We start from the raw sequence: 22,425 nt of genomic DNA, 5'->3' as shown, positions 1-22,425 counted from the left end.
CGTCCCGGTCGGGACAACCGATCGCCGTGCGGGGACGTTTGACCACGATGACCATGTATTCGCCGCTGCCGGCCCGCCGTCGGGCCGGGGCCTTCGCCACGATGCTGCTCGCAGCCGCCGTCGCCGGCTGCAGCACCCCGAACAAGATCGCCACCACGGTCTACCAGAACGAGCACTTCAAGTCCGACGAGACCTATTCGCGCCAGTTCGAGGCCGACGCGCCGACGACCTGCGAGGCCTCGCGGCTGGCGCTGCTGAGCCAGGGCTACGTCGTCACCTCGGCGACGCCCGAACTCGTCGTCGGCAACAAGCGCTTCCAGCCCGACGGCGACATCCACGTGCAGATCACCTTCACCGTGACCTGTGCGCCGGATCCCTTCGACAAGGCCTCGACGACGGCTTTCGTCAACGCCGTGCAGGACCGTTACGCGCTGAAGAAGGCCTCGTCTTCGGCCAGCGTCGGGCTGCCGGTGGGCTCGCTGTCGATCCCGCTGTCCTCGTCGGACGACTCGCTGGTCAAGGTCGGCAGCCTGACGATCCCGGCCGGCAGCTTCTACGACCGCTTCTTCGTCCTCGTGCAGCGCTACGTGCGCAGCCGCGTCTGCGGCGGCGAGGAGCGGTGTGCGGACATCGAGGCGGCCAGGGTCGAGGCGGCCAAGGCCGCGGCGGCCGGCGCGGCGGCTGCACCCTGAGTTCGGTCTCGCGGATCGCCCGCATCGACCGTTCTCGGCGCCCAACCCCCGATGACCCATGACACGCCTGCTGATCATCGAAGACAACCCCGAGCTGGTCGCCAATCTCTACGGTTTCTTCGAACCCCTGGGTTACGTGCTGGATGACGCGCGCGATGGCCTTGCCGGCCTGCGCATGGCGACACGCAACGATTACGACGCGGTCCTGCTGGACCTGATGCTGCCGCGGCTGGACGGCATGACGCTGTGCCGCAGGCTGCGGGAGGAGTTCCAGAATCCCGTGCCGGTGCTGATGCTGACCGCTCGCGACCCGGTCGAAGACCGCATCGAGGGTTTTGCGCTGGGCGCCGACGACTATCTGGTCAAGCCCTTCTCGCTGATGGAGCTGGACGCCCGCATCAAGGCGCTGGTGCGCCGTGCCCAGGGACGGCAGGTGCAGGGCACGCTGGTCTGGGAGGACTTGAAGGTGGACACCCGCGTGCCCCAGGCCTCGCGCCAGGGACGAACCATCGCGCTGACGCCCACCACGCACAAACTCCTGCTGAGCCTGGTGCGCGCCGCGCCGGACGTGGTCAAGAAGCAGGCACTGGAATACCTCCTGTGGGGCGACCAGCCGCCCGAAAGCGGCGCCTTGCGCACCCACGTTCACGACCTGCGGCAGCAGCTTGACAAGAAGTTCACGCCGGCACTGATAGAAACCGTGCACGGCATCGGCTGGCGCCTGACCCAGGCGCCGGCACCCGGCCGGCACTGATCGACGAAGAAAACGGAGGCATCGTGGCTCTCGGCTGGCGCCCCATGACGCTGCGCACGCGCATCACCGTGTCGTTCGTGCTGCTGATGGTGGCGGTCATGGCGTTCGTCGTCGCGGCGGAGCAGCTCGACTACGACGATCTGCGCGCGTACGTGATCTCGCAGAGCCTGCACGACGAGGTTCGGCGCCTGCGGGCGGACATCGCCCAAGGCGCCGCTCCGGGCATTTCGGCGGGCAGCAAGTTCTACGACGTTCAGACCGTGCCACCGGCGCTGCGCGCCTATGCGCCCGGCTACCACCCGCTGCAACTGCCCGAGGCCTGGCATCTGCAGGTGTTCGAGCTCGAGGGCCGGCGCTACTACCTGCTGCACGACGGCGAGCACTACGCGTATCTCGAGCACGTCATCGACGCCTACGCCCTGCTGGTGATCCTGTCGTGCATCCTGTGTGCGTTCTGGATCGGGCGAAAGACCTCGGCGCGTGTCATCGCGCCGATCACCCGCCTGGCCGAGGCCGTGCAGAACAAGCACAAACCTCTGCCGTTCCAGGATGCGAGCGACGAGATCGGCGTGCTGGCCCGCGCGTTTGCCCGCCACAGCGACGAACTGGAGCAGTTCCTGCAACGTGAACGCTGTTTTGCCGGGGATGCCAGCCACGAGCTGCGCACGCCGCTGGCGATCATCGGCGGCGCTGCGGAGACCGTCTTGCACCAGTTGCCCGCCGACAGCCATCTGAGGGCCAGCGCCGAGCGCATCGTGCGCACGGTGCAGGAGATGCAGCGCCAGCTCGCCTGTCTGCTGCTGCTCTCGCGCGACCCGCAGACCCTGGCCAGGACCGAGGTCGCCCTGCGCCCGCTGATCGAGGAGTGCAGGGCGCGCTGCCAGCCCTGGCTGGCGGACAAGCCGGTGCGGCTGCTCGTCGACGTGCCGCTGGACAGCCGGGTGCACACCCATGCCGAGCTGGCACGAAGCGTCATCTGGAACCTGCTGCGCAACGCCTGTCAGTACACCGACGAAGGCGAGGTGCGCATCGTGCAGCGGGGGACGACGCTGGTGATCTCCGACACCGGCCCGGGCCTGCCGCCCACCCTCGACCCGCAGCAGTTCCAGCGCTTCGTGTCGGGCGCGCGCCAAAGCGGCGAAGGGCTGGGTCTGTCCATCGTGCAGCGCATCGTCGAGCATCTGGGCTGGTGCATGCGGGTCGAGAGTTCGGACCAGGGCAGCAGCTTCACGCTGACGATGTCGGCCGCGGCGTAGGCCGGCCAGGCGGCGCGCGTGCGCTCATTTCACGGTCGGATGCCCTCGCCGCCGGCCAACTGCGGCAGGGAAGCCGGGCCCGGCTCGCGGCAGGCGGCAAAGAGGTCCAGCTCGGGTTCGTAGACCCGGGTCTGCACGGCGAACAGGCCGAGCAGCGAGTGGTAGAGGTTGTCGTGGCTGTAGGCGCCTTGCTCCGCGTTCCGGCGCAGGCAGGCGATGCCGAGGCGGGCGTTGCGCAGGAACTCCGGGGAGAACCACATCAGCATCGGCACCTGCGTCTGCTCCCGGGGCGCGAGGAGGTAGGGCGTGCCGTGCAGGTACATCCCGCGCTCGCCCAGCGACTCACCGTGGTCGGAGACGTAGATCAGCGCCACGTCGCGCTCTGCCGAGTGGCGCTCAAGCAAGTCGATGGTCCTGCCGAGCATCCTGTCGGTGTAGACCAGGGTGTTGTCGTAGGTGTTGCGCAGGGCCTCGTTGCTGCATTTCTGGATCTGGTTGCTGTCGCAGCTGGGGCGGAAGGTCCCGGCTTCCGGCGGATAACGCTCGAAATACGTCGGGCCGTGGCTGCCGATCTGGTGGAGGACGATCAGCGCATCACCCGGCATCGCGTCGATGCGCGCCCCGAGATCGTCCAGGAGGACCTCGTCATAACAGGTTCCATCTTGGTTGAGACAATACCCGGGGACTTTCAGCGCCGGCATGTCCTCGCTCGGAACACGGCTGCAAAGGCCTTTGCAGCCGCCGTTGTTGTTGTTTCGCCAGAGTATGTTCAGGCCGGTTCGCTGCAACACGTCGAGGAGGTTCTCTTCGGTTGCCGCCTGGACGTCGTCGTATCGCGAGCGGGGCATGCGAGAAAACATGCAGGGCAGCGAGACCGCCGTCGCGGTGCCGCACGACGATACCTCCCGGAAACTGATGACGTCGCCGCGTTGCGCGAGGACCGGGTTGGTTGCACGCGCATAACCATTGAGCTGGAAGTTCTGGCCGCGCGCCGTTTCGCCGACGACGACCACCACCAGCTTGTGCCGTTCGCCACCGGCCGCGGCGGGGCGCGTCGCGTCTTCGGCCACGGTGCGCAAGGGCTGCGACTTCGCGCTGTACTGCCGCTTGAGATAAGCGTGGGTGCTGCGCACGAAGTTCAGAGGCAGCACCTGGTCCTTGAGCTGCCGGTGGTTGCGCAGCAGTGACGCGTAGTCCTTGTAGAAGACCAGGGTCACCGCCGCCAGCACGGCGATCGTCACCCCGAGGTTCGCGAGCCACAGCAGGGCGACGTTCCGCAGGCGGCCGACGGCTTCGGTCGGAATCGCCAGCAGCGCACCGGCAGGCAGCACGCCGAGGACGAAGACGGCGAGCACGAGCGGCGCCGACAGGTATGCGCCGACTTCCGCCGCGCTGGTTTCGAAAATGTTCTGCACCATGCTCCGGTCGATCAGCACGGAGTATTCGAACATGAAATACTGGCAACTCGCGCTGATGACGACGAGCAGCGCCAGCAAGGGTTTTCGCAGATAAGGCAGAACCAGTACGGGCGCCAGCAGCAGGTTCAGGAGGCAAAGGAGAAATACCGGCAGGCTGAGCGCGAACAACAGGGCATGGAGGCCGTCGATCTCGATCTCGTGCCACAGCGAATGCCACAGCACGAGGTTGCCAAAGGTCGCGAAGAAGAATGCGGCGACCCAGCCCAGCTGCACTGGATTGAGCCGCACGGAGAGCAGACGTGGAAACACGCGCAAATCCCATGAGCGGAAGGCTGCGCAGTTTCAGGAAGCGTCCGTCAAGAAGTTGTCAAGAGCGCCGCCGGTCGCTCGCCGTGAGCTGCCGGCCCGGAGCCGGTGCGCGCCGCGCCGGTGTGCCCGTCGTCCGCCACGACACCCGCTGCGGTTTTGCGCCATGCCGTGCGCGGCGCGCCACCGGTCCGGGTGCGGCCGGCGCCTCCTGCTCGAGGCTGCTGCCGCGGCGCGCCGGGGCGGCGCCGGTCCGGGGGCGCCGAAGTGCCCTGGATGCGCCCGCGGGAATTGACGGCAATAACCAAATAAACGCCATTAAAACCACGGCGGGATTTTGACTTGATGCAAGTCCGGCGGGCGTCCGGGCGCTAACTTAGGCGCACTTTCCGATTCGCCCTGAGTGCACAGTTGAACGTCACGGAAATAACCGACAACTGCACACCGATAACCGATCCGGAGGACATCATGGAAGTTCTCGAAGTCATTCCCAGCAAAACCCTCAAGAAATCCCGCGCGATACCCGCGGGGGAATCCCGCGCGGTCAGCTTCAGTGCCGCCGCCGCACGCGTCGCCGAGCGCCCGCCGTTCGACGACGAAGCCCGGGAGGCCGAGCTCGAGCACGTCGCCGTGCTCGGCTACAACTGAACGCCCCGGGCCGCCCGCAGCCTCGCTGACGCCAAGGGTCCGAGCACCCCTGGCCGTTCGTCCGAACCGTGCCGGCTGACGCCGGCACGATGACCCTTCACGCCCCGACAGGCGCCGAACTCCCGGGTTCGGCAGCCTCGGCGGAGCTCGCCCGGAAACAGGCCTGGGAAGGGCGGACGAAAGCGCGTGGCGGGCGGTCCGGGTCACTCCAAAGAAATTCAAGCCTCGTTCACCGAGAAACCGCAGCCGGCACCCGAAATACCCATTCGGGATATTGCCGGAGAGAGACAGACTCCCCCCGTGGATACCGGGGAAACCGCAAGACGGAAACCAACGGAGCGATATCATGAGTGAAGCAAGCCCCGCAACCCTGGAGGCCGTGCCCGGTGGCACCGCTGCCGCCGGGCAGAAGTTCTGGCCCCATGGCTGGTGGCGCCTGATGGAGGCCAAGGTCGGCGTCATACCGCTGCCGCTGTTCGTGCTGGCCGGCGCCCTGGTGCTGGCCCTGGCCAATACCAAGGGCGGCCTGACGAACGAGCTGACGGTGATGGCCGTGACGCTCGCCTTCTTCGGTTTCGCCTGCGGTGAGATCGGCAAGCGCATCCCGGTGATCGGCAAGATGGGGGCGGCCGCGATCTGCGCCACCTTCATCCCGTCGGCGCTGGTGTACTACGGCCTGCTGCCGGACATCGTCGTCGAGGCGACGACGAAGTTCTACAAGGCCACCGGCATCCTCTATCTGTACATCTGCTGCGTCATCGTCGGCAGCATCATGAGCATGGATCGCAAGACGCTGATCCAGGGCTTCATGAAGATCGTGATCCCGATGGGCTGTGCCGCCGTCGCCGGCATGGTGGTGGGCACGCTGGCCGGCGTCGCCGTCGGCAAGAGCGCCTACGAGACCTTCTTCTTCATCGTCCTGCCGTGCATGGCCGGCGGCGTCGGCGAAGGCGCGATCCCGCTGTCCATCGGCTTCGCCGAGATCCTCCATCAGGACCAGGGCGAGATGTTCGGCCGGATCATCCCGATGGTGATGATGGCCAACGTCGTCGCGATCATGCTCTCGGGCGTGCTCGGTGCGATCGGCAACCGCCACCCGCACCTGACCGGCAACGGCAAGCTGCTGCCGGGCGCCGCCGACGAGAACGAGCTCGCGGCCAAGAGCGAGGCCGGCGGCAAGGGCCTCGACGTCACCGGCCTGGCGGCCGCGGCGCTGATGGCCATCAGCCTGTACATGATCGGCATGCTGGGCTTCCGCGTGATCGGGCTGCCGGCGCCGGTGGGCATGCTGTTCGTCGCCGTGCTCGTCAAGCTGACGCAGGCCGCCTCGCCTTCGCTGACCGAAGGTGCGCGCTCGGTCTACAAGTTCTTCCAGACCTCGGTGACCTACCCGGTGCTGTTCGCCGTCGGTGTCGCCATCACGCCGTGGGAGCGCCTGGTCGCCGCCTTCGCGCTGGACAACATCGCCGTCATCGTCGCCACCGTGCTGACCGTCGTCGGCACCGGCTTCCTGGTCTCGCGCAAGCTCGGCATGTACCCGGTCGACGCCGCCGTCGTGTCCTGCACGCAGTGCGGCCAGGGCGGCACCGGCGACGTGGCCATCCTGTCGGCGTCCAACCGCATGCAGCTGATGCCCTTCGCCCAGATCGCCACCCGCATCGGCGGCGCGATCAACGTGACCGTCTCGCTGCTGGTGCTGTCGCGCCTGGTGGCCTGAGTCCCGAGTCCCGCATCTCCCTATCCACGGCGTCGGCGACCTGCCGCCGCGGCAGCGCCGACGCCCCAGCTCCCCAAGAGGACCCCATGAAACTGCTCAGTTTCCGCAACAGCCGCGGCAAGCGCAGCTACGGCATCCGCACCGAACGCGGCATCGTCGACCTCGGCAGCCGCCTCGGCGAACGTTTCCCCTCCCTGCGCTCGCTGCTGGCCGTGACCGGCGGCGTCGCGCTGGCCCGCCACCACGAGGCGGCCGCGCCTGACTACCAGGAAGACGAAGTGAGCTTCCTGCCCGTCATCGAGCACCCGAACAAGATCTTCTGCGTCGGCATGAACTACGCGGCCAAGCGCCAGGAGTTCAACGAGACGAATCCGGCGCCGACGCTGTTCGTGCGTTTCCCCGACTCGCAGACCGGCCACCGCTGCCCGGTCATCAAGCCGGCTCACAGCCGCGAGTTCGACTACGAGGGCGAGCTCGCCGTGATCATCGGCACCGGCGGCCGCGGCATCCGGCGCGAGGACGCGCTGCTGCACGTGGCCGGCTACGCCTGCTACATGGATGGCTCGGCGCGCGACTGGCAGCACACCTGGTTCACCGCCGGCAAGAACTGGCGCGAGACCGGGGCCTTCGGCCCGTGGATGGTGACCAGCGACGAGCTGCCCGACCCGCAGCAGCTGCAGCTGCGCACCTTCCTCAACGGCCAGCAGGTGCAGGACGACTCGACGGCCAACATGATCCACCCGGTGGCCGCGCTGATCGAATACATCAGCACCTTCAGCGCGCTGTCGCCCGGCGACGTGATCATCACCGGCTCGCCCGGGGGCGTCGGCAAGAAGCGCGTGCCGCCGCTGTTCATGAAGGCCGGCGACACGATCGAGGTGGAGATCTCCGGCATCGGCCGGCTCTGCAACGTGATCGCCGACGAGGTGCTCGAACCCTTCGAGGGCTACGAGCTGCCCGAGGCCGCCGAAACCGCCGCCGCATGAGCTGAGCGGATGCGACAAGGCATCCGGGGCCGCCGCGGCGCGGCCCGCCCCGGAGCGCCGTGTCCGTCCGCACCGACGGAGCGCCCATCGTGAGCGACGACATCGAGTTTTACGCCATCGACCCGCGCGAGGCGCCGCAGGAGCGTGCCGAGGTGCGCGAACTGCTGGCGCAGTGCGAGCTGGACATCGAGGACGGCATCGAGACCTTCGTCGTCGGCCGCCACGGCCGCCGGCTGGTCGCCTGCGCCGGGCTGGACCACAACATCGTCAAGTGCGTGGCGACGGCGCCCGACTTTCGCGGCAGCTCGCTGTCGCTGACGCTGATGAGCGAGATCGTGCACCTGGCGCTCGAACGCGGCCACCTGCACCTGTTCCTCTACACGCGGCCGCGCAATGTCGAGTTCTTCGCCGGCTGCGGCTTCCACGCGCTGGCCGAGGTGCCGGGCCACGTCAGCCTGATGGAGAACACGCCGGTGGGCATCAGCGGCTACTGCCGCCGCCTGGCCACCGAGCGCCGCTCGGGCCGGCGCATCGGCTGCGTCGTGATGAACGCCAACCCGTTCACGCGTGGCCACGAGTACCTGGTGCGGCTGGCCGCGGCGCAATGCGACTGGCTGCACCTGTTCGTCGTGCGCGAGGACGTCTCGCAGTTCTCCTACCGCGACCGCTTCGCGCTGGTGCACAAGGGCGTGAGCGCGATCCCGCGGCTGACGCTGCACCACGGCTCTGAATACATGGTCTCGCGCGCCAGCTTTCCCGACTACTTCTTCAAGGAGAAGGGCATCGTCGGCGACTGCTGCACCGCGATCGACCTGCTGCTGTTCCGCGACTACATCGCGCCGGCGCTGGGCGTGACGCACCGCTTCGTCGGCACCGAGCCCTTCTGCGCGACCACCCGCAAATACAACGCCGACATGCAGTACTGGCTGCAGCAGGCGCCTTCGGCGGCGCCGCCGGTGGCCGTCGTCGAGATTCCGCGCACGTCCTGCGAAGGCGTGCCGATCTCGGCGTCCGAGGTGCGGCGGCTGCTGCGCGCCGGCCATCCGGGCCGCATCGCGTCGCTGGTGCCGCCGGACACGCTGCAGCTGCTCAACGACAAGTACGCCCCCGCGTTCCGGCGCGAGCGGGGAGAAGTCAGTGCCTAGCACGGCACGCCGTGCATTCACGGGCCGGCCCGCGGGCCGGCCCACCACGAGAGGTTCAACGATGCAAATCGTCAAGGAAGCCCTGGCAGGGACGCTGGAATCCAGCGACCTGCTGGTCAAGGTCGCTCCAGCCGCCGACGGGCGCCTGGAGCTGGTCATCGAGAGCGAAGTGATGCGCCAGTTCGGCGCCCAGATCCGCCGTGTCATCGCCGAGACGCTGGAGCGCCTGGGCGTGACGGCCGGCCTCGTCGTCGTCGAGGACAAGGGGGCGCTGGACTGCGCCATTCGTGCCCGCGTTCAGACCGCCGTGCTGCGCGGCGCCGGGCAAGTGCAGATCGACTGGAGCCGACTGTCATGACACTGCGCCGAAGCATGCTGTTCCTGCCCGGGGCCAACGCCGCGATGCTGAGCACCGCGTTCGTCTACAAGCCCGACTCGATCATGTTCGACCTGGAGGACGCGGTCTCGCTGCGCGAGAAGGACGCCGCGCGGCTGCTGGTCTTCCATGCGCTGCAGAACCCGGCCTACGCCGACATCGAGACCGTGGTGCGCATCAACCCGCTGTCCACGCCCTTCGGCCTGGCCGACCTGGAAGCCGTGGTGCGTGCCGGCGTCGACATCGTGCGCCTGCCCAAGACCGACAGCGCCGCCGACGTGCACGAGCTGGAGGCCCAGGTCGAACGCATCGAGCGCGAATGCGGCCGCGAAGTCGGCTCCACGCGGCTGATGGCCGCCATCGAGTCCGCCTCGGGCGTCGTCAACGCGCTGGCCATCGCCACCGCGAGCAAGCGCCTGGTCGGCATCGCGCTGGCCGGCTTCGACTACGTGATGGACATGCAGACCGAGCGCGGCGACGGCACCGAGCTGTTCTATGCCCGCTGCGCGGTGCTGCACGCCGCGCGCGTGGCCGGCATCGACGCCTTCGACGTCGTCTATTCCGACGTCAACGACGAGGCCGGCTTCCTGCGCGAGGTCGAGCTGATCCGCAAGCTGGGCTTCAACGGCAAGTCGCTGATCAACCCGCGCCAGATCGAGCTGCTGCACAACGCCTACGCGCCGACCGAAGAGGACGTCGAGCACGCGCAGCGTGTCATCGCCGCCGCCGACAAGGCCGAGCGCGAAGGCCTGGGCGTCGTCTCGCTCAACGGAAAGATGATCGACGCGCCCATCGTCAACCACGCCCGCCGGGTGCTGCAACGCGCCCAGGCCTCGGGCGTGCGCAAGTGACCCCCTCCGGAGTTCCTTCCATGAACACGACATTGCAAGACGTCCTGCGCCACGAGCCGGCGCTGCGCGGGCTCGAAGCCTTCCAGGACTACGCGCACCACACCCCGCACCTGCGCGACCCGCAGGCCAAGCTCTCGCGCAAGATCGCCGCCTCGCTGGAAGAGGCCGTGCGCCGCGTCGGCCTGACGGACGGCATGACGATCTCCTTCCACCACGCGTTCCGCGAGGGGGACAAGACGATCAACCACGTCGTCCAGGTGCTGGCCGACATGGGCCTGCGCAAGCTGACGCTGGCCTCGTCGTCGCTGCTGAGCTGCAACGCACCGCTGATCGAGCACATCCGCAACGGCGTCATCAGCCGCATCTACACCTCGGGCATGCGCGGCAAGCTCGCCGAGGCGATCTCCAACGGGCTGATGGAACACCCGGTGCACATCCACTCGCACGGCGGGCGCGTGCACCTGATCAAGAGCGGCGAGCTGAAGATCGACGTCGCCTTCCTCGGCGTCTCGGCCTGCGACGAGTTCGGCAACGCCAACGGCGTCAGCGGCAAGTCGCGCTGCGGCTCGCTGGGCTATGCCAAGGTCGATGCGCAGTTCGCGCGCCACGTCGTGCTGCTGACCGAGGACTTCGTCGACTTCCCCAACACGCCGGCGAGCATCTCGCAGGACCAGGTCGACTGCATCGTCAAGGTCGCCCAGGTCGGCGACCCGTCGAAGATCAGCGTCGGCGCGGCGCGCGTGACGAGCAACCCGCGCGAGCTGCTGATCGCGCGCTGGGCCGCCGACGTGATGGAGCACTCGGGCTACTTCCGCGACGGCTTCTCGCTGCAGACCGGCTCGGGCGCGTCGTCGACCGCGGCCACGCGTTTCCTCGAGCCGCGCATGCGCAAGGCCGGCATCAAGGCCGCGTTCGCGCTGGGCGGCATCACCGGCGGCATCGTCGACCTGCACCGCAAGGGCCTGATCACCAAGCTGGTCGACACGCAGAGCTTCGATGCCGACGCCGCCGAGTCGCTGCGCAGCTCGCCCGAGCACGTCGAGGTCTCGACCAACGAGTACGCCAACCCGAGCTCCAAGGGCACGTTCTGCGACCGCGTCGACCTGGTCATCCTGTCGGCGCTGGAGATCGACCTGGACTTCAACGTCAACGTCATCACCGGCTCCGACGGCGTGATGCGCGGCGCCTCCGGCGGCCACAGCGACGTCGCCGCGGCGGCCAATCTGGCGATCGTCGTCGCGCCGCTGATCCGCAGCCGCATCCCGACCATCGTGCGCCGCGTGACGACCGTCGTCACGCCGGGCGAGTGCATCGGCGTGCTGGTCACCGACCACGGCATCGCGGTGAACCCCAACCGCCCCGACGTCGCCGAGCGCCTGCGCGCCGCCGGCCTGCCGGTGATGGGCATCGAGGAGCTGCATGCGCGCTCGGTCGCGCTGACCGGCGAACCGCAGGCCATCGAGTTCCTCGACAAGATCGTCGGCGTCGTGCGCTACCGCGACGGCTCGGTGATCGACGTCGTGCGCCAGGTCAAGCCCTGAGGGAGGGCGTATGGACGGCAGCCACACGCCCGTGCCGGTGACGCTGGAGCAGATGCTGGCGGCGCGCGAGGAGCGCGTGCGCAGCCAGCAGGCGGCGCTGGCGGCCCACGGGCTGCCGCTGCTGTCGCTGACGCTGGTGGCGCCCGGCCCGGTGAAGGACAGCGCCGCGCTGCGCGAGGTGTTCTGCGTCGCGCTGGCGCGGCTGGAGGCGCTGTGCCGCGAGCGCGGCTGGCGCGTCGCCGCCTGCCGCGCCTGGCGGCAGGTCACCGGCTGCGAGGCGCTGCTGGCGATCGACGCCGACGCCGTGCAGCTCAAGCGCGCCGCGGTGGCGCTCGAGGACACGCACGCGCTGGGCCGTCTGTGGGACCTGGACGTGCTGGGCCTGGACGGGCGCTCGCTGTCGCGCACCGCGCTGGGCCTGGCGCCGCGGCGCTGCCTGGTCTGCGACGAGGCGGCCCACGCCTGCGCGCGCTCGCGTGCGCACCCGCTCGAACAACTGCAGGCGGCGATCGCCCGCCTCTTGGAGAACCATCGCCATGCGGCCGTTTGCTGATTTCGTCGCGCCCGCGGCAGGGGGGAGCGCGTGTGCGCCGGCGGCCGCCGCGCGCCGGCCTGCGATCCTGGACACCCGCCGCGTCGCCGGCTGGGGCCACGAGGCCCTGATCCGCGAGGTCGAGCTGAGCCCCAAGCCGGGTCTCGTCGACCGCTTCAACAACGGCGCGCACGACGACATGGACCTCGCCATGTTCCGCGCCAGCGCCGCGGCGATCGAGCCCTGGCTCGGCGTCTTCTTCCGCTTCGGGCGCAGCGAATGCGAGCGGCCGGCGGTCGAGTTCCTGCCGCGGCTGCGGCCGCAGGGCCAGGCCTGCGAGCGGGCGATGTTGCGCGCCACCGGCGGCGTCAACACCCACAAGGGCAGCGTCTTCGCGCTCGGTCTGCTGTGCGCCGCGGCCGGCCGCCTGGCCGGGCGCGGCGTGGCCGCCGATGCCGACGGGCTGTGCCTGGAGGTGGCGGCGATCTGCGACGGCCTGGTGGCGCGCGAGTTGCGCGACGGCGGGCCGGCGGCCACCGCCGGCGAGCGCCTGTACCGCGAGCACGGCCTGCCCGGCGCGCGCGGCGAGGCCGCCAGCGGCTTCGCCACCGTGCGCCGCCACGGGCTGCCGGCCTGGCGCCGCGCGCGCGCCGCCGGCCACGGCGAGGAGGGGGCGCTGCACGCCGTGCTGCTGAACCTGCTCGCCTACAATCAGGACACGAATCTCGTGGCGCGCGGCGGGATCTCGGCCCTGCAGTTCGTCCAGACGCGCGCGCGGGCCCTGCTCGCGGCCGGCGGAGTCGACGCTCCGGACCACCTGGCCGAGATGAGCCGTCTCGACCGCGAGATGATCCGGCGCCACATCAGCCCGGGCGGCAGTGCCGACCTGCTGGCCGTGACGTGGTTCCTGTCCCGCTTCGATCCCCAACCGGAAGAGTGCGGTCGGACCGGGCTCCCCGTCGCGCACCGTCGCGCCGCGAAGCCCGAGCCGCTCGCCGCGTGCCCGCCATGAGCCGACGTCCGCCCGGCAAGCCCAGAGCCCCGACGAACCGGCGCACGCGCCGCAGCCGCTGACGGCCCCCCGCCAGGAGACGACGCATGGACGGCGTGCATCCCCGACTTGCCGACGACACGCCGGCGCCCGGCCCGAGACCCGCGGCCCGGCGGCTGGCCGCCGGCTTCGCCGAGCGCCTGGCGCGCATGGCGACCTTCCAGGTGCGGCTGTTCCTGCTGCTGCTGTGCGTCTCGTCCTCGCTGCTGCTCGTCGTCGGCTACTACGTCTTCGAGCGCATGCACGACACGCTGTACGAGCAGCTCGGCCAGCATGCCGTCGTGCAGGCGCAGCAGATCGCCGCGATCCCGCAACTGGTCGAGGCCGTGAAGGTGCGCGACCTGCCGGTCATCGAACGCATCGCCAAGGCCATGAAGCAGCGCACCGACGCCAGCTTCATCGTCATCGGCGACTCCGAGGGGCGGCGGCTGTACCACCCGATGCTGCCGCCGGGCACGCCGATGGTCGGCGACGACAACACGCCGGTGCTGCACGACGGCGTGAGCGAGGTGACGGTGCGCACCGGCTCGCTGGGCCACGGCCTGCGCGGCAAGGCGCCGATCAAGGACGACGACGAGCACATCATCGGCGTCGTCTCGGTGAGCTATCTGCAGGACGTCATCTTCGACCGCGACGTCGCGCAGCGCGGCCCGGTCGTCGTCTTCCTCACCGTCGCGCTGGGCGCCACCTTCCTCAGCGCCTGGTTCTTCGCCCGCAGCATCAAGCGCCAGATGCTGGGCATGGAGCCGGCGGAGATCTCGCGCCTGGTGCGCCAGCAGGAGGCGGTGTTCGACTCCATCATGGAAGGCGTCATCGCCGTCGACCGCCACGACCGGGTGCGCGCCATCAACCACGCCGCACGCGACATCGTCGGCGACACGCGGCCCAGCCACGAGATCATCGGCTGCCGGCTTTCCGACGTCGTCGGCAGCGGCGCGCCCAGCGGCATCGGCGAGGGTGCCGACTCGCCGCCGGAGATCCGCGACGCGGTGCTGCTGTTCAACAACGTGCAGGTCATCGCCAACCGGCTGCCCATCGTCGTCGCCGGCAAGCCGGTGGGCGCGGTGCTCAGCTTCCGGCGCAAGGACGACATCTCCACGCTCAGCCTGCAGCTGTCGCAGGTGCGGCGCCACGCCGACAACCTGCGCGTCGTGCGCCACGAGCACATGAACTGGCTGTCGACGATCTCCGGCCTGCTGGAGATGAAGCACTACGACGAGGCGCTGCAGCTCGCGCGCATGCAGTCGCGCACCCAGCAGCGTGTGCTCGACACGATCTCGCAGGCCTTCTTCAACGCCCCGGTGTGCGGCATGCTGCTGGGCAAGTACTACCGCGCGCGCGAGCTGGGGCTGGAACTCGTGTTCGACCCCGGCTGCCGGCTGACCAGCCTGCCCGAGACGCTGAAGGTCTCGGAGTGGCTGTCGATCATCGGCAACCTGCTGGACAACGCCTTCGACGCCGCGCTGGCGCTCGGCGAGCCCGGGCAGCGCGTGTCCTTCCTGATGATCGAGTCCGACGACGAGATCGTCATCGAGGTCGCCGACAGCGGCGCCGGCGTGCACGCCAGCGTGCGCGAGACGCTGTTCGACCTGGGCGTGAGCAGCAAGCCCGGCGGCGAGCACGGCATCGGCCTGCACCTGGTGAAGACCTACGTCGAGCAGGCGGGCGGTACGATCACCATCGAAGAGAACGAGCCGCGCGGCACCATCTTCTCGCTGTTCATCCCCAAAGGAGCCGCACGTGCTGCCGAAGCATGACGTCTTGATCGTCGAGGACGAAGCGCGCCAGGCGCGGCTGCACGCCGACTTCATCGGCCAGCACCCTCGGCTGCGCGCCGCGGGCACCGCCACGACGATGGCCGAGGCCCGCCGGCTGCTGGAGAGCCTGCAGCCGCGCCTGATCCTGCTGGACAACTACCTGCCCGACGGCAAGGGCATCGACCTGCTCGAGCACCTGGTGACGCAGAAGATCGATGCGCACGTCATCTTCATCACCGCGGCCAGCGAGATGGAGACCTGCAGCAAGGCGATCCGGCTGGGGGCCTTCGACTACATCATCAAACCCATCGCCTACGACCGGCTGAACGCCGCGCTGGAGCGCTTCTGCCAGTTCCTGGACTCGCAGGCGGCGCACCGGCTCGTCGATCAGCGCCGGGTCGACGAGCTCTACAACCTGCAGTCCAAGGCGGCGCTGGAGGAGCGGCGCACCAAGGGCATCGACCAGCTGACGCTGTCGCGGCTGAAGGACCACTTCCTCGACGAACACTGCGAGGAGACCGCCGACACCATCGCGCGCGCGGTGGGCATCAGCAAGACCACCGCCCGGCGCTACCTGGAGTACCTGGTGGAGACACGTTTCGTCGCCGCGCAGATCAGCTACGGCAAGGTGGGGCGCCCGGAGCGCAGCTACCGGCTGCTGCGGCCGGCGGCGCAAGAGGGCGAATGAACGAGGCGGCGGCGCGGCCATGAGCTGGCAGTCGATGATGGACGCCCGGGCCTGCCCGGACACCTCGGCCGCGCTGCAGGAAGCCGCACGCGAGTTCGAGTTCGTGCTCGTGCCCGGGCGCTACGACTCCGGGCCCGAGCACTGGCAGTCGTGCTGGGAGCGCTGCCTGCCGATCTGGCGGCGCATCACCTTGCAGAACTGGCAGGACCCCGACGTCGACCGCTGGGTCGGCGCGATCGGCCGGCTGACGGCGCGCAGCGAGCGCCGCGCGATCCTCGTCGGCCACAGCCTGGGCGCGCTGGCCTCGTGCTGCATGGCGGCCGACCACCCGGCGCGTGTCGCTGGCCTGATGCTGGTGGCGCCGGCCGAGCCGGCCAGGTTCGAGGCCGAGGAGCGCGTGCCGGCCGGGGCGCTGCCGGTGCCCAGCGTGCTCGTCGCCAGCCACAGCGACCCCTTCATGAGCCTGCGCCGCGCCGAGCACTGGGCGCGCACCTGGGGCAGCGAACTCGTCGACCTGGGCGAGGCCGGGCACATCAACGTCGAGTCGGGCTTCGGGCCGTGGACCTACGGGCTGGAGCTGTTGCGGCGGTTGAGCGATCGCGCGCGGGGGGCGGGAGCCTCCTGATCTGCGCTCTCGCCGGCCGGACCCGCCACGCGCCGGACCGGCCCGAGGGCGCGAAGGGTGGCGGGACACGCCCCGCCGCGGTCTCGGAACAACCGTTCAACAGGGGCTCAACGCGGGTCGTAGTTGACCCACTTGGTGAAGTCGAAGGGTTGCTCGAACATCCCCAGCCGGTGGTCGCGCATCATTCCGCTGTTGACGAAGACGGCGTCGAACTGGCAGAGCCGGCCATCGTAGTAGGCGAGGCCCACGAGGTCGAAGAGTTCGAAACCGGCGTCGCGCAGCGGCTCGGCACGCTCCCAGAAGTTCAGCACTCCCGCCTCGATGATCACGACGCTGCATCTGGGCAGGGTTCGACGCGCACCACGCAGGATGCGCACCTCCGCCCCATCGACGTCGATCTTGAGCAGGAAAGGCTCCGGCAGGTTTCTCTGAGCGACGAGACTGTCGACTGTGACCATCGGGACTTCCCGGGCCACGCAGCCGGCCCGGATCTGGTCGGCCATTCGCGCGTGGGAGATCGGCGTCCCGGGGATCACGGACTGAACCTCCAGGGTGACGCTGCCCTCGGCGTCGGAGGCGGCGGCATTGACCACCTCGTGGTCCACGCCGGCGTAGTGGGTCGCGATGGCCGGGTTCCACTCGACGATGGGCTCCACCAACAGGTGCTGGTGGTCGGAGAAGGCCGCGATCAGTTCGGGGGTGGCGCTCAGCACGCCGATGTCGAGGATGGCCCCGATGGGGAGCCCGAGGGACTTCAGGCGAACCAGGCTGTCGGTCTTGGTCGGATGTCGCATGTGATGTCGTCTTCCAGTTGATTCGTCGGTTCAGGCCAACGAGGAACAGAGGCGGGCATGCGGGCCCAAGCAATCTTGCGGCAGGACGCCTCGGCGGCGGTCGCGCGGTGCTGATGAAACGGGCGATGGCGGCCCAGCCGCGTCGCGTCGAGGAGGGCCACGGAGCCCTCGCCGTTCCTGGTGACGGCCATCTCGGCGACGGCCCCGGCCGGGTCGGCCAGTTCGGACAGGTTGGCGTGTGCCTGGGTGAACGGCAGCATGTCGCTGGCTGAAAACCCCATGGCCGGCCCCTTTGCGGGGATAGGACAGGACTCTGGGCAGTCTACCGTGCGTCGCCGGTGCGCTGATCGGGGTGCGTCGGCAGGATTGCTGGCGCGGCAAAAGGGTTGCCCGCGGCGGTGCAATGCGCGTCGGTCCGCCAAAACCAAAAGGGTCAGCGATTTTCATCGCTGACCCTTCGGTTTGTTTGGCTCCCCGACCTGGGCTCGAACCAGGGACCTACGGATTAACAGTCCGGCGCTCTACCGACTGAGCTATCGGGGAAGGAAGACCAAGAGTATAGCCCGAAAACTCAGGTTGTCAAAACTTGAGTGAGGCGCTGGCTCTCCAGGTGCGCGACTGCAGCGGGTACAGGTAGACGTGGTCGAACTGGTAGGGCGACTCTTTCCAGGCCTTGCGGTCGAAGACGTTGTCGACGCCGGTGCGCCAGGTGATGCTGCGGCCGCCGGCCAGCGCCTGCGTCCAGCGCGCACCCAGGTCCAGGCTGGCCCAGCCCGGGATGCGCACGCTGTCGTCATAGGGCAGCACGACGCGGTCGCCTTCGGCGCGCAGGTCGGCCTGCAGCAGCAGGCCGGCGACGCGCCAGTCGGCGCCCAGGCGCAGCGTGCGCGCCGGCACGTTCTCCGGCCGCAGGCCGTCGCCGCTGCCGCTCTCGTGGCGCACGGCGTCCAGCAGCATCGCGCTGGCGCGCCAGTCGACGGCGCCGGTGCGCCAGACGACGCTGGCCTCGACGCCGCGGTGGCGCTGCTCGCCGACGACGCCCAGGCGGCAGGAGTCGTCGACGTCGCCGTCGCAGCCGGCGTTCAGCTCTCCGGTGCGAGGGCGTTCGATCTGGAACAGCGCCAGGCTCGCGTCGACGCTGGCGCCGGCGTGCTTCAAGCCGATCTCGCGCTGGCGGCTCTTCAGCGCCGGCAGCGCCTGGCCGGCGTTGGCGTAGCGCGGCCGGTTCGGCACGACGGCGGACTCGACGCCGCGGCCCCAGCTGGCGTAGACCATCGTCGCCGCCGTCCACTGCCAGGCCAGCGCCATCCACGGCGTGGTCACGGCCTGGTCGTAGTCGGTGGCGCGCAGGCTGCCGTCGCTGTCGGCGCTGGTGCGCCAGCTCTCGCGCGCCAGCCGGGTGTGGCGCAGCCCGGCCCACAGGCTCCAGCCGCCGGGCAGCGTCATCGCGTCTCGCAGGAAGAACTCGGTGCTGGTCTCGTCGCGGTTCGTGTTGGCGTCCGGATAACCGGCGGAGGGCGGCGACACCAGGCTGCCGTCGTCCTTGCCGGTGCCGGCGATGTCGAAGATCTGGTCCTCGAAACGCCCGCGGTAGCGGCTGCGCAGCGCGCCGAACTCGATCGCATGCTCGACGGCGCCGGTGCGCGCCGTGCCGCTGGCGGCCAGCTCCAGCGCCGTGCTGTCACGGCGTTCGTTCAGGCTGACGTACTGCCAGTAGGTGAAGCTGCCGTCGGGCGCGAAGCGGTCGCACCAGTCGGCGCACTCGTAGTTGGCGTCGTAGACGCCGTAGGGGAAGGCGGTGCGGTCGTCGGTGCGCAGCTTCTGCACCATCGCCTGGGCGCGCAGCTGCCAGTCCTCGGCGAGACGCTGGCGCCAGCGCAGCGAGGCCGTCGTGCCTTCCATCTCCACCGGGCCGTTCCAGGGCTGGTGGTTCAGGTTGGTCAGCAGGTTGATGTCGTGCGCGTCAGGCACGGTGTTGCCGCGCAGGCTGTAGCCGGCGGCGCTGGGCTGCTGCTGGCGGCTGTGCTCGATCTCGAACTCGACGAGGCTGCCCGGATTCAGCTGCCAGTCCAGCGCGACGGCCAGCAGGCGGCGGTGGCCGTCGGTGTCGTGCAGCCGCGGCTCCATGTCCTCGTAGGCGGCGTTGACGCGCCAGCCGAAGGCGCCGTCGGGGCCGCTGCGGTCGCCGAGGTCGACGGCCGCGCCGGTCGTGCTCGAGCCTTCCCACCAGACGGTGGCGCTGCGCTTGCCGGCCACCGGGCGCTTGACGCGCAGGTTCACCAGGCCGCCGGGCGCGCTGGTGCCGGCCTGCATGCCGCTGGCGCCCTTGAGCAGCTCGACGGCTTCCTTGTTCTCCAGCGCGAACGCGGTCTCGCCGCTCACCGGCAGGCCCTCGCGGCGCACGTTGAAGCGGTTGTCCAGCGTGTAGCCGCGCACCGACAGCCCGGCCCAGTAGCCGGTCGCGTCGTAGGCCTCGGAGACGCCGGCGTCCAGCCGGGTGATGTCGCCCAGCCGGGTGACGTTCTCGTCGGCCAGGCGCTCGGCGTTCCAGCTCTGCGCCTGCAGCGGCGTGCGGGCGTCGGTCTGGCCGGGGAAGCCGGCGAAGGCCGGCAGGCGTTCGGCCGTGCCGGTGATGGTGATCGTCTCGGTGCCCTGCGCCTGGGTGGCGAAGGCGGAGGCGAACAGGGCCGCGGCGAGGGCGCAGCGGGTCGGGACGTGATGTGTGATTGCCATCGGAAAGCCTTGGACGATGGCAGGTCGGCAAACCGGAGCGCAGCACGGCGCATGACTGCGCCGTGGAACCCGTGGTGTGCTTCCCTGCGCGAGCATTACCTCGTGCCGTCCGGTGAGGGACGGGTCGCCGCCTCGGCCTTGCGGCGTCGGCGGGCGATCAGGTTCAAAGGGACTCTCTCAGTCGGCCGTCCGCGGATGGCAGGCGGCCAACACCCCTAGCGAATGCCTCGCGCACCGGGTCGGCTCGCGAAGCGGGGCGGATGATAGCGGCAGCAGCGCGTGCAGCGCGCCGCGCTGTGTCAATCCTGCGACGGCGTCTCGACGCCCAGCAGCCGGTGCAGCTGCGGGCTGGAGGTCGTGTACTGCAGCAGCGCGCGGCGCTCCGGGTCCACGTAGGGCACGGCGGCGAAGGCGGCCAGCGTCGCCTCGTGGAAGCCGCAGAGGATCAGCTTGCGTTTGCCCGGGTAGTGGCAGATGTCGCCGACGGCGAAGACGCCCGGCGTGCTGGTCTCGAAGGTGGCCGGGTTCACGGTCACCAGCTTGTGGTCCAGCGCCAGCCCCCACTCGGCGATCGGGCCGAGCTTGGGGCTCAGACCGTGGAACACCAGCAGGTCGTCGAGCGCCAGCGTCGTGCTGCTGCCGTCGGGGCGCATCAGCACCAGGCGCGCCAGGCGCTCGCCCTCGGCCTCGAAGCCGGTCGGCTGGCCGATGACGACCTCCACCGTGCCGGCATCGCGCAGCTCGGCCAGGCGGCGCAGTGTCGCGGGCAGGGCGCGGAACTCGTCGCGCCGGTGCAGCAGCGTCACGCGCGCCGGGCGTGCGGCCTCGGTGCTGGCGAAGTGGATCGCCCAGTCGAGCGCCGAGTCGCCGCCGCCGGCGACGACGAGGTGCCGGCCGGCGAAGGCCGCCGCGTCGGCGACGCGGTAGAAGAGCTGGCTGCCGGCGAAGCGTTCGATGCCGGGCAGGCGCAGCGCCTTGGGCTGGAAGGAGCCGACGCCGCCGGCGACGAACACCGTGCGCGCGAGAAACCGCGTGCCGGTGCTGGTGGCGACGTCGAAGCGCCCGTCGGCGGCACGTTCGAGCGAACGCACCTCCTGGCCGAGATGAAAGCTCGCGCCGAAAGGCGCGATCTGCTGCTCCAGCCGCTCGACGAGCTCACGCCCGGTGCACACCGGCACGCCGGGGATGTCGTAGATCGGCTTGTCGGCGTAGAGCTCGGCGCACTGGCCGCCGATGTGCGGCAGCGAGTCGACGACGTGGGCGCGGATGTCCTGCAGCCCGAGCTCGAAGACCTGGAACAGCCCGACCGGGCCGGCGCCGACGATCAGCGCGTCGGTCTCGATCGGGGGAACAGCGGCGGGGGCGCCGGGCGAAGGGGATACGGTCATGCGTTCGCCGGGCGCGGCCCCGGTCAGCGCACCAGGTGCGGCAGCTTGTTCTTGCGGTCCTTCCACTCGTCGGCGTCGGGCAGCGAGCCCTTGCGCTTGGTGATGCTCGGCCAGGTCTTGGCGAGCTCGGCGTTGAGCTGGATGAACTGCAGCTGGTCCGAAGGCACGTCTTCCTCGGGCAGGATCGCGTTGGCCGGGCATTCGGGGATGCAGACCGCGCAGTCGATGCACTCCTCGGGGTCGATGACGAGGAAGTTCGGCCCTTCACGGAAGCAGTCGACGGGGCACACATCCACGCAATCGGTGTACTTGCAGCGGATGCAGGAATCGAGAACGACGTGAGTCATTGGAACGGGCTCGGTTGTGATGTCAGGAACTGACGCGGTCGCGGGCGAGGGCGCCAAGCGGCCGGAATTTTACGCCTCGCCCTCGGGGGCTCCGGCTTGATCTTGCTCATGCGTCAGGGTCAGCGGCGACGCACCGGCGCCGACGATGACGACGGTCGGCTGGCCGGCGTGGCGCGCGCTGGCGTCGGCCAGCGTGGCGACGTCGTGATGGCTGCGCGCTTCGTCGGGCCAGCCGGTGCGCGACACCACCAGCGACGGCGTGTCGGCGGGCCAGCCGGCGGCGCGCAGGCGCTCGCCCAGCACGCCGAGCTGGTGCCCGGCCATGTAGAAGACCTGGGTGTCGGCGGCGTGCGTCACCTCCAGCCGGCGTTCGCGTGTCATCGCGGTGCTGAGAGCGACGCTGCGGCCGCGGGCGCGGCGCGTCAGCGGACGTTGTGCCGAGGCGGCGGCGGCCAGTGCTGCGGTCACGCCGGGCACGACCTCGCTGGCGATGCCGGCGCGAGCCAGCGCCGCCAGTTCCTCCTCGAGCCGGCCGAACAGGCTGGGGTCGCCGCCCTTCAGCCGCACGACGACGGCGTGGCGCTGCGCCATCTCGACGAGCAGGGCGTCGATCTCGGCCTGATGGGTGGAATGGCGAAAGCCCCGTTTGCCGACGTCGATCCACTCGGCGCGGGGCGCCAGCTCGCGCAGCGCCGGGTCGGTCAGCGCGTCGTGCAGCACGACGTCGGCCTCGGCGAGGCGCGTCGCACCGCGCACGGTGATCAGGTCGGCGGCGCCGGGACCGGCGCCGATGAACACGACGCGGCCCATCGACACCTGT

The 22,425-nt window shown here is 69.9% G+C and carries 22 protein-coding genes and 1 tRNA gene; 15 read left to right on the top strand and 8 right to left on the bottom strand.

Translation table 11 applies throughout. The features are described 5' to 3' along the window. The first annotated feature begins 47 nt into the window (after nucleotides 1–47). Genes EV684_RS20645 through EV684_RS20635 form a run of 3 tightly spaced genes read left to right on the top strand, consistent with a single transcriptional unit; the run spans nucleotide 48 to nucleotide 2,702 of the window. Nucleotides 48–692 (top strand): DUF2242 domain-containing protein, encoded by a 645-nt coding sequence (locus tag EV684_RS20645; protein ID WP_243651239.1) that lies wholly within the window; start codon nucleotides 48–50, stop codon nucleotides 690–692. A gap of 58 nt (nucleotides 693–750) precedes the next feature. Then, complete coding sequence (locus EV684_RS20640) at nucleotides 751–1,446, top strand: response regulator transcription factor (RefSeq protein ID WP_132649230.1); 696 nt, start codon at nucleotides 751–753, stop codon at nucleotides 1,444–1,446. Nucleotides 1,447–1,490: 44 nt separating this feature from the next. After that, the gene (locus EV684_RS20635) at nucleotides 1,491–2,702 is read left to right on the top strand and encodes a sensor histidine kinase (RefSeq protein ID WP_132649229.1); all 1,212 of its coding nucleotides are present in this window, start codon (nucleotides 1,491–1,493) and stop codon (nucleotides 2,700–2,702) included. Nucleotides 2,703–2,731: 29 nt separating this feature from the next. Here the strand turns inward: EV684_RS20635 and EV684_RS20630 are convergent, their stop codons facing one another. Further along, nucleotides 2,732–4,429 (bottom strand): phosphoethanolamine transferase, encoded by a 1,698-nt coding sequence (locus EV684_RS20630; RefSeq protein WP_132649228.1) that lies wholly within the window; start codon nucleotides 4,427–4,429, stop codon nucleotides 2,732–2,734. Nucleotides 4,430–4,894: 465 nt separating this feature from the next. Between EV684_RS20630 and EV684_RS20625 the strand changes: the two genes are divergently transcribed. The 12 genes from EV684_RS20625 to EV684_RS20570 all read left to right on the top strand — a co-directional run bounded on the left by EV684_RS20625 (nucleotide 4,895) and on the right by EV684_RS20570 (nucleotide 16,343). Further along, nucleotides 4,895–5,074: a hypothetical protein gene (locus EV684_RS20625; protein ID WP_132649227.1), complete on the top strand. Its 180-nt coding sequence runs from the start codon at nucleotides 4,895–4,897 to the stop codon at nucleotides 5,072–5,074. 346 nt (nucleotides 5,075–5,420) lie between these two features. Further along, entirely contained in the window at nucleotides 5,421–6,791 is a 1,371-nt protein-coding gene (locus EV684_RS20620; RefSeq protein ID WP_242478534.1) for a 2-hydroxycarboxylate transporter family protein, read from the top strand. A gap of 86 nt (nucleotides 6,792–6,877) precedes the next feature. Beyond that, nucleotides 6,878–7,777 (top strand): fumarylacetoacetate hydrolase family protein, encoded by a 900-nt coding sequence (locus EV684_RS20615; RefSeq protein WP_132649226.1) that lies wholly within the window; start codon nucleotides 6,878–6,880, stop codon nucleotides 7,775–7,777. An 89-nt stretch (nucleotides 7,778–7,866) separates the two neighbouring features. After that, nucleotides 7,867–8,922: a [citrate (pro-3S)-lyase] ligase gene (gene citC, locus EV684_RS20610; RefSeq protein ID WP_132649225.1), complete on the top strand. Its 1,056-nt coding sequence runs from the start codon at nucleotides 7,867–7,869 to the stop codon at nucleotides 8,920–8,922. Between the two features lie 61 nt (nucleotides 8,923–8,983). Continuing rightward, complete coding sequence (gene citD / locus EV684_RS20605; RefSeq protein ID WP_132649224.1) at nucleotides 8,984–9,280, top strand: citrate lyase acyl carrier protein; 297 nt, start codon at nucleotides 8,984–8,986, stop codon at nucleotides 9,278–9,280. Beyond that, a complete protein-coding gene (gene citE, locus EV684_RS20600) occupies nucleotides 9,277–10,149 on the top strand; it encodes a citrate (pro-3S)-lyase subunit beta (protein WP_132649223.1) in 873 nt (290 codons plus the stop codon). Before citD ends, citE begins: the two co-directional genes overlap by 4 nt. A gap of 20 nt (nucleotides 10,150–10,169) precedes the next feature. Further along, nucleotides 10,170–11,690: a citrate lyase subunit alpha gene (gene citF / locus EV684_RS20595; protein ID WP_132649222.1), complete on the top strand. Its 1,521-nt coding sequence runs from the start codon at nucleotides 10,170–10,172 to the stop codon at nucleotides 11,688–11,690. Between the two features lie 10 nt (nucleotides 11,691–11,700). Then, complete coding sequence (gene citX, locus EV684_RS20590; RefSeq protein WP_132649221.1) at nucleotides 11,701–12,243, top strand: citrate lyase holo-[acyl-carrier protein] synthase; 543 nt, start codon at nucleotides 11,701–11,703, stop codon at nucleotides 12,241–12,243. Then, the gene (gene citG / locus EV684_RS20585) at nucleotides 12,227–13,234 is read left to right on the top strand and encodes a triphosphoribosyl-dephospho-CoA synthase CitG (protein ID WP_242478533.1); all 1,008 of its coding nucleotides are present in this window, start codon (nucleotides 12,227–12,229) and stop codon (nucleotides 13,232–13,234) included. Before citX ends, citG begins: the two co-directional genes overlap by 17 nt. Nucleotides 13,235–13,320: 86 nt before the next feature. Then, nucleotides 13,321–15,030 (top strand): ATP-binding protein, encoded by a 1,710-nt coding sequence (locus tag EV684_RS20580; RefSeq protein WP_132649220.1) that lies wholly within the window; start codon nucleotides 13,321–13,323, stop codon nucleotides 15,028–15,030. Further along, nucleotides 15,014–15,718 (top strand): response regulator, encoded by a 705-nt coding sequence (locus EV684_RS20575; protein WP_132649219.1) that lies wholly within the window; start codon nucleotides 15,014–15,016, stop codon nucleotides 15,716–15,718. The genes EV684_RS20580 and EV684_RS20575 overlap by 17 nt, the downstream gene beginning before the upstream one ends. A gap of 19 nt (nucleotides 15,719–15,737) precedes the next feature. Further along, complete coding sequence (locus EV684_RS20570) at nucleotides 15,738–16,343, top strand: RBBP9/YdeN family alpha/beta hydrolase (protein WP_132649218.1); 606 nt, start codon at nucleotides 15,738–15,740, stop codon at nucleotides 16,341–16,343. 107 nt (nucleotides 16,344–16,450) lie between these two features. Here EV684_RS20570 and EV684_RS20565 read toward each other — a convergent pair whose 3' ends face one another. From EV684_RS20565 to cobA, 7 genes are all read right to left on the bottom strand, one after another. Next, on the bottom strand, nucleotides 16,451–17,137 hold the full coding sequence (locus tag EV684_RS20565) for an FkbM family methyltransferase (RefSeq protein WP_132649217.1): 687 nt from the start codon (nucleotides 17,135–17,137) through the stop codon (nucleotides 16,451–16,453). Next, nucleotides 17,098–17,397: a hypothetical protein gene (locus tag EV684_RS24460; protein ID WP_242478532.1), complete on the bottom strand. Its 300-nt coding sequence runs from the start codon at nucleotides 17,395–17,397 to the stop codon at nucleotides 17,098–17,100. Before EV684_RS24460 ends, EV684_RS20565 begins: the two co-directional genes overlap by 40 nt. A gap of 207 nt (nucleotides 17,398–17,604) precedes the next feature. Next, nucleotides 17,605–17,680 (bottom strand) — tRNA-Asn (locus tag EV684_RS20555). Nucleotides 17,681–17,716: 36 nt separating this feature from the next. Next, nucleotides 17,717–19,870, bottom strand: a complete 2,154-nt coding sequence (locus tag EV684_RS20550) for a TonB-dependent siderophore receptor (RefSeq protein ID WP_132649216.1) — start codon at nucleotides 19,868–19,870, stop codon at nucleotides 17,717–17,719. 299 nt (nucleotides 19,871–20,169) lie between these two features. Next, nucleotides 20,170–21,258: an NAD(P)/FAD-dependent oxidoreductase gene (locus tag EV684_RS20545; protein ID WP_132649215.1), complete on the bottom strand. Its 1,089-nt coding sequence runs from the start codon at nucleotides 21,256–21,258 to the stop codon at nucleotides 20,170–20,172. A 23-nt stretch (nucleotides 21,259–21,281) separates the two neighbouring features. After that, entirely contained in the window at nucleotides 21,282–21,605 is a 324-nt protein-coding gene (fdxA, locus tag EV684_RS20540) for a ferredoxin FdxA (RefSeq protein WP_132649214.1), read from the bottom strand. Between the two features lie 69 nt (nucleotides 21,606–21,674). Then, entirely contained in the window at nucleotides 21,675–22,415 is a 741-nt protein-coding gene (gene cobA / locus EV684_RS20535; protein WP_132649283.1) for a uroporphyrinogen-III C-methyltransferase, read from the bottom strand. Nucleotides 22,416–22,425 lie beyond the last annotated feature (10 nt).

Origin of the sequence: Rubrivivax gelatinosus (assembly GCF_004340905.1) — a bacterium.
In the GTDB taxonomy this organism is placed as follows: domain Bacteria; phylum Pseudomonadota; class Gammaproteobacteria; order Burkholderiales; family Burkholderiaceae_C; genus Rubrivivax; species Rubrivivax gelatinosus.
Note: the sequence above shows the minus strand (reverse complement) of the source record. Positions and strands in the feature narration are given on the sequence as shown.